Source organism: Nakamurella aerolata (genome assembly GCF_013002705.1).
GTDB classification, from domain to species: Bacteria; Actinomycetota; Actinomycetes; order Mycobacteriales; family Nakamurellaceae; genus Nakamurella; species Nakamurella aerolata.
The window spans coordinates 191934-205278 of sequence record NZ_JABEND010000003.1 but is presented as its reverse complement, the minus strand read 5'-3'; the positions used below and the strand labels follow the sequence as shown (position 1 = coordinate 205278).

The following is a 13345-nucleotide window of genomic DNA, read 5'->3' as shown; positions in this document are numbered from 1 at the left end:
AGTTGGCCGTGCGGCCGACGCCACGACGCGGCGGCAGGGATGCGCCGCGTCCATCGGCACCTTCACCGCAACATTCATCAGAGACAACAACAGTGGGCGATATCCGGGATGGTGACCCGGACATCGCCCACTGTTGCACCAGGTGATGAATCGCGAGCGGCGTCAGCCTACGGTGCTGACGGTGTCTGCTCCGGCCGCGATGGCCTGGTCGATCGGGTAGCCGGTGACGGGACCGTCGGTGTTCGGCTGCCAGCCCAGCGCCGGCGCGACGTGCTTGGCGAACGACTCGAGGATGTGCAGGTTGTACTCGGGGCCGAGCTGGTTCGGGATGGTGAGCATGACGGTGTCGGCGCTCATCACCGCGTCGTCGGCCTTGAGCTGCTCGATCAGCTGATCCGGTTCCGCCGCATAGGTTTTGCCGAACGTCGAGCGGTAGCCGTCGATGATGCCGACGGTGTCGTGGGCGTCCATCCCGCCGCGGCGGATGCCGAAGTAGGCCGCGTCGGTGGCGTCCATGATCGGGAAGATGCTGCGGCTGACCGACGCGCGCGGATCGCCCGGATGCCCGGCGTCCTTCCAGGCCTTGCGGAAGGTCTCGATCTGCTGCGCCTGCAGCTGGTGGAACGGCACGCCGGCGTCCTCGGTGAGCAGCGTGGACGACATCAGGTTGACGCCCATCTCGCCGGTCCACTTGGCCGAATCCCTGGTCGCCGATCCCCACCAGATGTGCTCGCGCAGTCCCGCCGAATGCGGCTCGATCGGCAGCCGGACGCCCGGTCCGTACTGGTTCGGGTCGGCGTCGGCAACGTCGTCGCCGTCCACCGCCCGCATGAACAGGTCGAACTTGTCGCGGGCCAGATCGGCGCCGCGCGGGTCCTTCGACCCGGTGTAACCGAAGGCCTCGTAGCCGCGCAGTGCCGGTTCGGGTGATCCACGGCTGACGCCCAGCGCCACCCTGCCGTCGGCGATGATGTCCAGTGCGGCGGCCTCCTCGGCCAGCTGCAGCGGGTTCTCGTAGCGCATGTCGCGGTTGCAACACTCGCCTTATCGGTCGCTCTCGCCGCCTTGCATGCGGTCGCGCAACGCCTCATCGATCTGTGTTGCCGCCGGTGCGCCGGCGAACCCGTTCTCAGCCACATAGACACGGCACGCCAGTGAGTGAACGAGTGTTGTCGGGAACAGGTCGATGCCGTCGACGAGAATCGTAGGCGAGCCTCCGAACCCAGTGTTCGCCGCTTCGGCCTCGGTCCCGATCGTCACCAGCTCGACAGGCACGGCCCCGAGTCCGAGAGCGTCCAGCGCTGCCCGTGCGTTGGCTTCGGCGATTCCCGTGTTCGGGCAGTCGGCGATGTGCAGCAGTTCCACCTTCATGAAGCTTCTTCCGTTCGTTCACCCTCAGCTGTCGTGCGAGGGGTCTGCGTGAGGAGGTTCAGACATACCAGGCCGACACCGGCGACGACGAAGACGTCGGCGACGTTCCCGACGAACAGGTCGCCGTAGGCGAGGAAGTCCGTGACGTGCCCCTGCCCGAACGCGGGCGAGTTCACGAGCCGGTCGACGAGGTTGCCGACCGCGCCGCCGAGGACCAGCCCCAGCGCGACGCCCCACCGCGCCCCGCGCATCCGTGCGGCAAACACGACCACCGCCACGGCGGCGAGGAGGCCGCTGATCGCGAAGATCCAGGTGGCCCCGGAACCGATCGAGAACGCGGCTCCGGGGTTGTAGACCAGCGACAGCCCGAACAGGTCGCCGACCAGCGGGATCCGCTCGCCCTGGGTCAGCTGCGCCGCGGCGAGGACCTTCGAGCCTTGATCGATCGCCAGAGCGAGCGCCGCGACGACGAGGGCGACGACGAGCGCCTGCCTGCTCCTCGTGGATGCCCCGCCCGTCGACTCGACGACAACGGCGTCCTGCGCAGTCACGCGGCGCTCTTCGGGGTCCGGGCAGCCCGCAGGCCGTTGAGGATCACGACGACCTCGGCGATCTCGTGCACGAGCACCACGGCCGCGAGCCCCAGGACGCCGAAGAGGGCGAGCGGGAGCAGGGCGGTGATGATCAGCAGCGAAAGGATGATGTTCTGGTTGATGATGTGCCGTCCGCGGCGGGCGTGGTCGAACGCACGCGGCAGCAGGCGCAGGTCGTGGCCGGTGAACGCGACGTCGGCGGACTCAATCGCGGCATCCGAGCCGGTCGCGCCCATCGCGATGCCGATGTCGGCAGCGGCGAGGGCGGGAGCGTCGTTGATGCCGTCGCCGATCATCGCCACAGCCCCCTTCTCGCCGAGTTCTGCGATCGCGGCGGCCTTGTCCTCCGGGCGCAGCTCGGCACGCACGTCGCCGATCCCGGCTTGGGCGGCGAGGGCGCGGGCGGTGCGAGCATTGTCGCCGGTGAGCATGGTGACCCCGATGCCCTGTGCGGCGAGGGTGCGGACGACCTCGGGGACCTCGGGACGCAGCTCGTCGCGGACGCCAATCGCGGCGACCGGCGTGCCGTCGCGGTGCACGATCACGACCGTCATGCCCTGCTCCTCCAGCCCAGCAACCTGCTCGCCGAGCGTCCCGGCGTCGAGCCAGCGCGGGCTGCCGACCGTGATCCGCGCACCGTCGAGGGTTCCCTCGATGCCGTGCCCGGCCTGCTCGGTCACACCGTCAGCCGCGGGGGCCCCGGGGGCCGCGGCGGTGATCGCGGCCGCAAGGGGGTGGGTGCTGTGCTGCTCGAGCGCGGCGGCCCAGGCCAGCGCCTGCTTCTCGGTCACGCCCTCGGCGGTGAGGACGGCGGTGACGGCGGGCTCGTTGCGGGTCAGGGTGCCGGTCTTGTCGACGGCGACGTGGCGGATCACGCCGAACCGTTCGAACACGGCCCCGGACTTGATGATCACGCCGAACTTGCTCGCCGACCCGATCGCGGCCACCACGGTCAGCGGCACCGAGATCGCCAGCGCGCAGGGAGATGCCGCCACGAGCACGACGAGGGCGCGGGTGATCCACAGCTCCGGGTCGCCGAGCAGCGACCCGATGATCGCGACGAGGGCGGCGAGGATCAGCACGCCCGGGACGAGGGGCCGGGCGATGCGGTCGGCGAGGCGGGCGCGGTCGCCCTTCTCTGCCTGCGCCTTCTCCACCAGGTCGACGATCGTGGTCAGCGAGTTGTCGGTGCCCGCCGCGGTCGTCTCGACCTCGAGCGCCCCAGCGGTGTTGATCGCGCCCGCGGAGACGGTGTCGCCGGGTTCGACTTCGACCGGGATCGACTCGCCAGTGATCGCGGACGTATCCAGGCTGGAGCGTCCCGTGCGGACGATGCCGTCGGTCGCGATCCGCTCACCCGGCCGCACCAGCATCAGCTGACCGACAGCCAGGTCCTTCGCCGGGACCTCGACCGATGCTCCGTCGCGGCGGATGGTCGCGGTCTCCGGGACGAGCTTGAGCAGCGCCCGCAGCCCGCCGCGGGCACGGTCCATGGCCTTGTCCTCCAGCGCCTCAGCGATCGAGTACAGGAACGCCAGGGCGGCGGCCTCCTCGACATACCCGAGGATCACCGCGCCGACCGCGCTGATCGTCATCAGCAGGCCGATGCCGAGCTTGCCCTTGAACAGCTTCCGGATCGCGCCCGGGGTGAAGGTCGACGCGCCCAACAGCAGACCGATCCAGAACAGCACCAGCGCCGGGACCTCCAGCCCCGCCCACTCCAGCACCAGGCCGGTCAGGAACGCGACGCCGGAGAAGACCGGGACCATGATCCCGCGGTCCCGCCACCAGGGACGCGCCGCCTCCTCGGCTTCCTCTCCCGAAGTGGTCTCAGGCTCGTCGTGCTCGCAGCCGCACGCCGCGCTCACTCGCCCGCCCCCGTCCCGCAGCAACCCGGCACTGTGCACGAAGAGTCCACGCAGGGCGCGTGCTCGTCGACAGCGAGCGTCACGTCCACCAGTGCGGTGAGCGCCGCCGCCAGATGCGGGTCGGCGATCTCGTAGCGCGTCTGCCGCCCCTCCGGCTCGGCGACGACGATGCCGCAGTCGCGCAGACAGGTCAGGTGGTTGGAGACGTTCGAGCGAGTCAGCTCCAGCTCGCGCGAGAGCACGGCCGGGTAGCTCGGGCCGTCGAGCAGGGTCATCAGAATCCGGGAGCGCGTCGGGTCCGCCATGGCCCGGCCGAGCCGGTTCATGACGTCGAGACGAGAAGCAACAGTCAGCATGCACTGAACTATACAGTGTTGGCTGACTTATTGTCGACTCGCCAGGGCTGCCGCACGCGCTCCGCGCGCTTGCCCTCGGGAACCCTGGTCGCCTACTTTCGCCAGCGCGGCCACTTCGGCAGCCCGCGGTCCTTCCAGGTCTCCACGAGGCCAGCGACCCAGCGGACGGACGCGAAGAGCCCGTAGCTGGCCCCGGCGAGGCCCACACCGACCACGAGCCAGCGCCCGATTCCGAGCCACACGCTCCCGTTTACGTCCAGCGCCCACTGAGCGCCCGTGATGAGCCCGGCGATGCCCATCCAGAGCCCAGCGATGACCACGACCACCGGCAGGAGTGCGAGGCACATCGCGGCGGCAGCCGACCAGAGCTGACGGGTCTCCAGCTTCGCCGTGGCGGCGATGATCCGCTCGGCCCGCTCGTTCGACGCGTCGAGGTTTGCCGTCATCGTCGCCGAGGCCTCCCCGGTGACCTGCTCGACGGCCTTCTCGACCCGCTCCTCGGTGCGCTTCTCGATCCGCTGCACGGCTCCGCCGACCTGGCTCACGAGCTTCTGGTTCGCTGCGGCCTGCGCCTTGAGCCCCTCAATCGCCGAGGCCGTAGCCGCGTGATTCTTCTGCGCCTCCGCGACCAAGCTCCGCGACGCGGCGTTCAAGCTCTCGCCGTTGAGACTCCGCGCGAACTCGCCGAGCGTGCTCGCGATCTCGTTCTGCCTGCTCTCGATACTCGCGATCCTCGCGGACACGTCGCTGGAGGGCGAGGAGGTCGACGCCGGGGCCGCGATCCTCTCCAGCCGCCTCGTCGTCTCCTCGTCCATGACCTTCACGAACCCCGCGAGCTTCTTCTGCTGCTCGGCCAGCCGGTCGAGCCTCGCGTTCTGCGCCTCGACGGCGGTGAGGATCGAGGTCAACACCTCCATCGTCGCCGGACTGCCGAGCTGCTGCGGCGGCTGCTCGTGCGCGTTCTGCTGCTTCAGCCTGTCGAGCGCTGCGCTCATGTTCCTGCTCCTTCTGCTGCTGGTGGTAGTCGAAGAACGCGGCTGCGCCCTCCGGTGTGAAATCCGCCGAGAGCGCACTCGTGCGCTTGCGGCGCTCAGCGCGCCCGGACTCGCCGCGGCGGTCCTCGATGTAGAGCGTCCAGGTCTCCTGACCGGCGCGCTTGCCCTTCTTGCTGACTGGGCTGTGCAGGCGCATCCGCGGCACCCGCTCCCCGTCGCCGCCGAGCTGCTGGTTCTGCTCCGCGATCACCGCCTCAAGACCGGCCTTGTCCACCGACCGGGGATCGGCCAGGGCGGCGCTCATCCGGTCGCCCATCTCGCGGTCGAGACCGCCCTCGGCGAAGTCCTCGCGGCGCAGCTCCCAGTCCTTCGGGGCGTGCTCCAGCCGCTTCACGACCGAGAGGCCGTGATCGCGCATCAACTCGTCGTTCGCCGACTGCACGCCCCGCTGGTTCCCGGCTTTGCGGTCGTGGAACGTGCGGTAATCCGAGAGGGCCTTTCCGGTCCGGTTGCTGTGATTGATCACGAGGATGTGGTTGTGCGGCTTCTTGCCCCGACCATCCACGTGGCTGACCACGAGGCAGTCCGAGTCCGGGTGCATCTTCTTCGCGAGCTGGTAGCCCAGATCGTTCACCCGCTGCACGTCCTCCGGGCTGCTCGAGTCGAACTCCTCGTCGCTGAACGACTGCCGGTAGTGCAGTGCCTCGACGTCGCGCTTCGTGTTCTGCGTGAGCGCGCGGGCGCGGGCCGAGAATGCGCCGGGGCCTCCCGGCACGTCGCACGTGATCGCGACCCCGCGCTCGTCCTCCTTGCCACGGATGTAGCGCTCCGTGTCTCCGACGCTGGTGCTCGGGCTGTAGTGCGTGGTGCTCATGAGGCCGTCCGATCCCCGAGCAGGGTCCGGACCTCGCGCAGCAGCTCGATCAGCTCGGGCACCTCCGCCGACAGCGCGACCGCCTCGCCGGCCCGCGCGCGGCGGTCCAGGTCGTTGACGTTGATCGCCAGCGGGCGCACCTGCGCGGCAAGCTCCCGGGCGTCCGCCGAGGCCTGCACGCGCGCCTCGACGCCGAGCAGGTGCGCGGCCACGGCGGCGTCCAGCTCCTCGCTCCGGGAGGCGTGCAGAGCATCGCGCACGACGCTCCGCACCCAGGTGCTCGGAGCCAGCCCGAGCCGCTCCGCACGAGTGCGCAGCGCCCCGAGCGTGGCCTCATCGAAGCGCGTATCAAGCCGCCCGCCGCCCCCACGACGACGCTTCGCGCCGCCGTGACTCTGGCGCACAGCCTCCGCATCAGCCCGACCGGTTTTCACCTGGGAGTCGGCCTGCTGCTCCACCTGTACGCCAGAGTGGCAAGCAGTAGGCCTGTCGGACACATCGCTGACGCTCGTGTCCTCCAGCCCTGCTTGCGAGGGGGCTCCGCCCCCTTCGATCCCCTGGAAGAGCGGGTGCTGATCGGCGCTCATGCCGCACCTCCGATCAGCGCCAGCGGCACGTCCGGGCTGCGCACCGCGAGCCCGCTCAGCAGTTCGACAACCGCGCTCTCGGCGTCGTGCTCCGCGGAGGTCTCCGGACCGTAGGTGAGCTCGCGCGACGGAGCCACCTGCTGGTGGTACGAGTTGCCGTTGACGCCCGGCGTGTGCGCGGCCGCCGGAAGGCTGCACTGATGCCACTCGTAGGGCTCGATCTTCCCGATGTGCTGCACGAGGTAGCGGTTGATATCGTCGGCGCGGAACACCTTCACGACCGATGCCAGGCGACGGATGAACTGGTCCAGCGCCTCGTCCACGTTGCCCTTCTGGCGGGCGTAGAAGAAGAACTCGACCGGCTCGATGGTGGCCGTGATGACGATCAGTCGCGGAGCCACCTCGCCCTTGTTCTTGTAACGCGCCTTCGCCGGGGAGGCGTTGTACGGATCGAGCAGCAACAGCCAGTCGTTCGCATCCATCGCCGAAGCCCGCAGATCGTCGAGCAGCAGAACCTCCTCCCCGCGCCAGTCATCGAGCGGGTTGCCCGTCGCGGCCCGGTAGACCTGCCACCGCTCGCCGTTCGCGTTCGCCGCGTCAATCGCCGCCATGATGAAGTCCGTTGCGAACCGCGTCTTGCCGATCCCGGCATCCCCGTGGACGAACACCACATGCGTTGAGAAATCACCGGCGCGGAGCTTCGCTGCCGCCCGATACGCGCGGCGCTGACCATAGGCCGACAGTGCGTCGTCGATCTCCCGCTGATGCCGCGAGTAGATGTCGAACAGGCCATCGGTGAGCATGATCTGATCGCGCGTGATCTCGCCCTGGAGCACCCGCTCGCGCATGTCCTCGAAGTTCTCGGCGACGACCTTCTTCTTCACGTGGGCGCGGCCCTTGAGCCACGTCTCCCGGCGCAGGGCGTCGATGCCGAGGTAGTCCGGCCCGCGCACCGTGGCGACCTCCGAAGGGGCGTACTGGTGCTTGTCCGCGTACTTCACGTGCGTCAGGTACGACAGCATGTTGTCGAAGGCGTAGCGTCCGCGACCGGGCTTCTCGACGTACTGCGGCTCGACGCCGATGCCGAACGCGAGCCGATCCAGCGGCGCGCTCTTCGAACGACTGGCGAACTTGATCACCGCGTGCAGGTGATCCGGCTTCGGCTCGACCACGAGTGCCTTCTCCGTGTCGCTCCAGACCTCGCGCTCGTCCTTGTCGTGCACGATGCCGTAGGCCTCGACGACTTCGCAGCCGACCGCCTCGAGCCGCTGCACGATGTAGGTGAGGATCGGCCCGGCCCCCTGCTGGAGCAGCGCGGCCCCGTTCGCATCCTCGGCAGCCCAGGTCCAGTACGACGGATCGAGGTACTGCGTGAGTCCGATGCTCGTGGGGTTGTTCTCCTGCTTAGCCACGGCGACCACCGCCCGCGACATCGTAAGGAGCGTGCGGCGCCTTAAATGACCCCCTATTGACCCCCAAATGAGACCCCAAATGATCCCGCGAGGTCACGCGGCGGTGCGAGGGCGGAACCGGCTCCTGACCAGGCATGTTGGTGCATGGCGCGGCAATCGACAAGCCCTTGCCGCGCCCGTAGGAACGAATGAAGCTCCCGAAACTCTTGGAGTGCGGAACACGGCTTCCGGCGGTCATCACGACGACGGGCAGCCCGCCTCCGGCGGGTGCCAGGGCAGGCCCTCCGGGCGGGGTCAGGTCGGCGGACACGAGGGCGCTGGTGCAGTCGGTGGTGCTCATCGGGCACCGCCCTTGCGGTAGCGCTTGATGACGGCCTGATGCGTGACGCCGAGGGCATCGCCGATCCTCGCCCAGGTCACCCCATCGGCGCGGGCGTCGGCGACGGCGATCTCGACGGCTTCTTCCAGCACGGAGCGGAGCACGCCGAGGTCGTAGAGATGCGCTTCCGCGTCGGCGAGAGTGGGATCGCCCAGACGCCAGCGGAAGCCGTTCACGTGGTCGAAGGCAGCGGAGTTGGCGCTCATCAGCGACCACCACCCATCACGGCGGCGACGGCGGCGCGCTGGCGCGGGGTCAGCGGCGTGCTGGTCAGGCGCTCACCGGCACGACGACCGGCGGCGAGGGCAACGGCGATGACGGGATCGAGCCCATCAGCTTGCGAAGCGGGGATCAGGTCCTGGTCGAGCCCAGGACGGTCCAGCGCGGAGGCGCGGGGAGCGTCGATAACGACAGACATCGGAAGTCCTCAAACATGAGTGTGCTTCCGGTTCCCCGCCACGGTAGTTGGGCTGTTTGACCGGCTACTCATCCGGGAGTAGAACCCGCGCTTCTAAGTCGCGGCCCCGGTGGGATCTTCTTGTCTGCAACCATTCTCCCATGACTCGACTCACCAGTCCACTGACGAGTCGACTCGCGTGTCAGTCGCGACGCGGCTCTATTCGAATGAGGTCGGGGTCGAACTTCACGTGACCCGGCGCGATGGGTTCGATGGTCACCGTTACCAGCTCGTCCACGAGCATCCGGCGGCGGTCCATGTCCAAGGCCTTCCACTTCGACTCGACGACCTCCCGGCGCTCCATGGTGCCGAGCGACTCGTCCACGTCCCCCAGCAGCTTCGCCGCCACCGACACCGAGCGGTCGAGTATCTCCGCGTCGATCTGGTCGATGCGGGCCTTTCCGCCCCTGATCGCCTCCGTGATCTCCAGGACGGGCTGGCGCACGTCCAGCAGCAGCGGGCTCAGCTCCTTGACGCGCTCGACCAGAGCGTTCCGCTCGGTCAGCAGCGCCTCGCGGTCCGGCCCGTCGTCCTCCTGCGGCATCACGAGGTCGTGCACGTCCACCGACGACAGGCGGGTGAGCACCGCCTCGGTGACCATCGCATCGACGGGCTCGCGCTGGCGGGTGAGGTGGAACTGCTCGCCGCAGCGGTACGTCGGCTGCTTGCGGCTGTTGGTCCCCGAGACGAGCGTCGCGCCGCACTTCCCGCACAGGCCAATCGTGGACAGGAGGTACTTCGGCTGGTTGCCCTGCCTCGCCGACCTCCGCACGTTGTCCTCCAGCTTTGCCACCGCGGCCCGCCACGTCTGCTCGCCAACGATGGGCGGGAACGCGTCGCCCTGCACCGGGTACAGCTCGCCCGAGGCGTAGTGCTTGATGTAGCCAGCGTAGAGCGGGTTCGCCAGCAGGTACCGCACGGCATCGACGGAGAACGCCGACCCGCGCGCGGTCAGATGACCGGCGCTGTTCAGGTCCTCGCGGATGCGACGGATCGACAGCGACGGCTCGCCGAGGAACGCATCGAAGGCCCGCCGTACGGCGTCGGCCTCCGCCTCGATCAGCTCACCCTCCCTCGTCCAGCCGAACGCCTTCCAGGAGGACGCCGGGATGCCCTCGGCGCGGCGGCGCTCGTTCGACCTGATCTGACGCTCCGCCTTGCGGCGCGCCTCGAACCGCGCGAGAGCGGCGAGCATCGTCGCCCGGAACTCGCCGTCCGCCGTCGAGAGGTCGATCTCGCCGTCCACGGTGACGACGCGCAGGCCGAGGTCGATCAGCGTGTTCAGGTCCTTCGTGCTGCGCAGGAGGCGGTCCATGTCCACGGCGACGACCATCGAGAACCTGCCCGCGCGGGCGTCGTCCAGCATCTCGGCCCACCGGGTGCCAGCGCGGCGCTTCTTCGTCGCCGACACAGCGTTGTCGTCGTAGACCTCGACGACCTCCCAGTCCTTGGCCTCGGCGAGAGCCCTGATCTTCCGCAACTGGGTCTCGACCGTCCACCGGTCGCCCTTGCGATCCATCGAGGCGCGGACGTACGCGGCGACCTCGTTCGTCTTCCTCAGCGATACCAGTTCAACCATGCAACCAAGCTTACGTGAACGAGTGTTGCAACCGCGATATAAGCTACCGCAGGTCGATGACGCCGGTGCCCACCTCGATCCGCGAGGTCTTGGCCGCGATCGCGGTCAGCAGCGGCATCGGCGAGGCCTGCTGCGGGGCGAAGTGGTGGACCCGGAAGTAGGCGCCGTTGACGCCGATCTCATCCGCCCCAACGCCGATCTCGATGGACTGCTTGATCATGTCTGCCGCGGTTCGAGTCGCCGAACCCGGCACGTCTTGATAGTGACCGAACGAGAGAAATCCGAATGCCTTCATGTCTCTCCTAACGTTGACGTGTCAAGAAACATTCCAGGCGCCCGGGTGGGCTCAACAGGCACTCCAGTAACAACAATCCCACACGTCACGAGACCTGCGACAACCGCGCGACACGCTGACGATCCAGCGGTGCGACACTCCGCGCCGGGCTGGACCGCGACGTCGCAACGATGGTGCAATGACCCCGGGAGTTACACGGATGTGATTCCGGCGCCGCCGGGATCGCGACCGGAACGAAATCGGACCGGAACTGGACCCAAGACCGGGCTCAGGGCCCGGCACGGCCTGATCCGGAGAGACCGGGCCGGGGCGATCGGCGTCCGGCAGGTGAATCCGGCTCCCTTGGCACGAGCGGCACGGACCGGCAGCAGGCGGAGGGACGCATGGCAGGCAACACGGGCGACAACACCGCCGAGCAGCTCGGGGCGGAGCAGGTACCCGACGGGCTGAACCGTCGCGACCGCGACATCCTGCAGTTCGAGCGGCAGTGGTGGCAGTACGCCGGCGCCAAGGAGCAGGCCATCAAAGACATGTTCGACCTGTCGCCCACTCGCTACTACCAGGTGCTGAACGAGATCATCGACAACCCGGCAGCGCTGGCCCACGACCCGCTGCTGGTGCGCCGGCTCCGCCGGATGCGCGCGTCCAGGCAGGCCGCCCGCTCCAAGCGGCGACTCGGCATTGACGACTGACCGCGACGACTGACCCCGGTCCTGTCGAAGTCGGCCCGGTACCCGGCGGCGCGCGCCGCGGCGTTCTCGCAGGCAGCAGGGTCTGCCGTCGGCCGTCCCCGCTAACCTGTGCCGATGCTGCTGGCTGAGGTGGTCGAGGCGGCCGCGACGGTGGCCGGCACCCCGTCCCGGCTGGCGAAGGTGGGCACGCTGAGTGCGCTGCTCCGCCGCCTCGCGGACGAGCCGGACCAGGCGCCGATCGCGACCGGACTGCTGCTGGGCAAGCCGCGCCAGGGCCGCACCGGTATCGGCTGGCGCACGCTGTCCGCGGTCACGCCGCCGGCCGCCGAGGCCGCCACCCTGACGCTGCCGGACGTCGACGACGCGTTGCAGGCACTCAAGTCCGTCGAGTCCGGCGCCGGCGTCGGCGCCCGCCGCGGCGAACTGCTTGGCGAGCTTTTCGGCCGGGCCACCGGAGCCGAACAGGATTTCCTGCGCAGGGCGCTGCTCGGCGACATGCGCACCGGGGCGCTGGACGGGGTGCTGCTGGACGCCGTCGCCGGCGCCGCCGAACTGCCGGCGGCGCGGGTCCGCCGGGCGGCCATGTTGATCGGCGACCTTGGGCTGACGGCGCAGCGGGCGGTTTCCGGTGACGATCTCGGCGCGGTCGGACTCACCCCCGGCGTTCCGGTGCTGCCGATGCTGGCCGCCAGCGCCCCGACGGTGACGGCCGCGCTGGCCGAGCTCGGCGGGCCGGCGTCGGTCGAGTACAAGATGGACGGCGCCCGGCTGCAGGTGCACAGGGTCGGAGGTGAGGTCACCGCGTACACCCGCAGCCTCGCCGACATCACCCCGCGGGTGCCAGAGCTGGCTGAGATGGTGGCCGGCTTTCCCGGCGGCGACCTGATTCTCGACGGGGAGACCCTCACCCTCGACGCCGACGGCAAGGCCCGCCCGTTCGCCGACAGCATGTCGCGGTTCGGCGCCACGGCCGTCCGGCCGGCGGAGCTGTCGGCCTGGTTCTTCGACGTGTTGCACGCCGACGGGGTCGACTACCTCGACGAGCCGCTGGAGCGCAGAAGGATTGCGCTGCAACGCATTGTCGGCGACAGAATGATGCCGGGCGAGGTGACGGCGAGCCCTGCGGAGGCCGAGCGGGTGTTCGCCGATGCCGTCGCCGCCGGGCACGAGGGCGCCGTGGTGAAAGACCTGTCGGCGCCCTACGCGGCCGGGCGGCGCGGCAAGTCGTGGATCAAGGTGAAGCCGGTGCACACCTACGACCTGGTGGTGCTGGCGGCGGAGTGGGGGTACGGGCGTCGGCAGGGCTGGCTGTCGAACCTGCACCTCGGAGCCAGAGATCCGGACGGGCAATTCGGGCCGCCCGGCGGATTCGTGATGGTGGGCAAGACCTTCAAGGGACTCACCGACGCGGTTCTCGAGTGGCAGACGGAGTACTTCCCGACCATCCAGACCCGGTCAACCACCACGACGGTATTCGTGCAGCCGACAACGGTGGTGGAGATAGCCATCGACGGGGTACAGCGGTCGACCAGGTATCCGGGCGGGGTGGCGCTGCGCTTCGCGCGGGTCAAGCGTTACCGCAGCGACGCTTTCGAGCCGGGCAGCGGTAAACCGGCCGACCAGGCGGACACCATCGAGGCGCTGCGTGCGTTGCTGCCCATAGCCGACTGACCGGTCCGTGCGCGATCGCGGAAGATCGGCCACCGACTACGGTGCACGATCTTCCGCCAACTGACGCCGGTGCTTGCTGAGGTCGGCTAACCGATGTCGGGGGCACTGGCGCTGGGAGCACTGGCGCTGGGGTTCCAGCGGAGCCGCACTGGATCGCCGCGCCGCGGCGGTGCGCGCGCTGGTGCCCGCAGCCGACTGACCGGTGCGTGCGTGATA

13 protein-coding genes and 2 pseudogenes are annotated in these 13345 nt (G+C 69.3%); 2 read left to right on the top strand and 13 right to left on the bottom strand.

The window, feature by feature from the left end; genetic code table 11:
* Positions 1–162 precede the first annotated feature (162 nt).
* The 13 genes and pseudogenes from HKD39_RS07020 to HKD39_RS06960 all read right to left on the bottom strand — a co-directional run.
* Complete coding sequence (locus HKD39_RS07020; protein ID WP_171199148.1) at positions 163–1023, bottom strand: LLM class flavin-dependent oxidoreductase; 861 nt, start codon at positions 1021–1023, stop codon at positions 163–165.
* Positions 1024–1044: 21 nt separating this feature from the next.
* Positions 1045–1371 carry a hypothetical protein gene (locus HKD39_RS07015; protein ID WP_077350327.1) on the bottom strand — a complete coding sequence of 109 codons (327 nt, stop codon included), beginning with the start codon at positions 1369–1371 and terminating at the stop codon, positions 1045–1047.
* Complete coding sequence (gene lspA, locus HKD39_RS07010) at positions 1368–1922, bottom strand: signal peptidase II (RefSeq protein ID WP_138572848.1); 555 nt, start codon at positions 1920–1922, stop codon at positions 1368–1370. The genes HKD39_RS07015 and lspA overlap by 4 nt, the downstream gene beginning before the upstream one ends.
* The gene (locus HKD39_RS07005) at positions 1919–3832 is read right to left on the bottom strand and encodes a heavy metal translocating P-type ATPase (protein ID WP_171199147.1); all 1914 of its coding nucleotides are present in this window, start codon (positions 3830–3832) and stop codon (positions 1919–1921) included. Before HKD39_RS07005 ends, lspA begins: the two co-directional genes overlap by 4 nt.
* Positions 3829–4188, bottom strand: a complete 360-nt coding sequence (gene cmtR / locus HKD39_RS07000) for a Cd(II)/Pb(II)-sensing metalloregulatory transcriptional regulator CmtR (protein WP_077350333.1) — start codon at positions 4186–4188, stop codon at positions 3829–3831. Before cmtR ends, HKD39_RS07005 begins: the two co-directional genes overlap by 4 nt.
* Before the next feature lie 92 nt (positions 4189–4280).
* A complete protein-coding gene (locus HKD39_RS20390) occupies positions 4281–5183 on the bottom strand; it encodes a hypothetical protein (protein WP_343074628.1) in 903 nt (300 codons plus the stop codon).
* 412 nt (positions 5184–5595) lie between these two features.
* Positions 5596–6057 (bottom strand): annotated as a pseudogene (locus HKD39_RS20385) (relaxase/mobilization nuclease domain-containing protein); the annotation flags it as partial.
* Complete coding sequence (locus HKD39_RS06985) at positions 6054–6644, bottom strand: hypothetical protein (RefSeq protein ID WP_119030964.1); 591 nt, start codon at positions 6642–6644, stop codon at positions 6054–6056. The gene HKD39_RS06985 and the pseudogene HKD39_RS20385, both read right to left, overlap by 4 nt.
* The gene (locus HKD39_RS06980) at positions 6641–8065 is read right to left on the bottom strand and encodes a Rep family protein (protein WP_077350339.1); all 1425 of its coding nucleotides are present in this window, start codon (positions 8063–8065) and stop codon (positions 6641–6643) included. The genes HKD39_RS06985 and HKD39_RS06980 overlap by 4 nt, the downstream gene beginning before the upstream one ends.
* A 327-nt stretch (positions 8066–8392) precedes the next feature.
* Positions 8393–8641 (bottom strand): hypothetical protein, encoded by a 249-nt coding sequence (locus HKD39_RS06975; RefSeq protein ID WP_077350343.1) that lies wholly within the window; start codon positions 8639–8641, stop codon positions 8393–8395.
* Positions 8641–8853 carry a hypothetical protein gene (locus HKD39_RS06970; RefSeq protein ID WP_171199145.1) on the bottom strand — a complete coding sequence of 71 codons (213 nt, stop codon included), beginning with the start codon at positions 8851–8853 and terminating at the stop codon, positions 8641–8643. The genes HKD39_RS06975 and HKD39_RS06970 overlap by 1 nt, the downstream gene beginning before the upstream one ends.
* 181 nt (positions 8854–9034) lie before the next feature.
* Entirely contained in the window at positions 9035–10471 is a 1437-nt protein-coding gene (locus HKD39_RS06965) for a recombinase family protein (RefSeq protein ID WP_138572852.1), read from the bottom strand.
* A 46-nt stretch (positions 10472–10517) separates the two neighbouring features.
* Positions 10518–10766, bottom strand: a pseudogene (locus HKD39_RS06960) (LLM class flavin-dependent oxidoreductase); the annotation flags it as partial.
* Between the two features lie 383 nt (positions 10767–11149).
* On the opposite strand from HKD39_RS06960, the gene HKD39_RS06955 reads away from it, so the two are divergent.
* Together HKD39_RS06955 and HKD39_RS06950 are read left to right on the top strand one after the other, a co-directional pair.
* A complete protein-coding gene (locus HKD39_RS06955; protein WP_171199143.1) occupies positions 11150–11458 on the top strand; it encodes a DUF3263 domain-containing protein in 309 nt (102 codons plus the stop codon).
* Between the two features lie 114 nt (positions 11459–11572).
* On the top strand, positions 11573–13129 hold the full coding sequence (locus tag HKD39_RS06950; protein WP_171199142.1) for an ATP-dependent DNA ligase: 1557 nt from the start codon (positions 11573–11575) through the stop codon (positions 13127–13129).
* Positions 13130–13345: the final 216 nt, after the last annotated feature.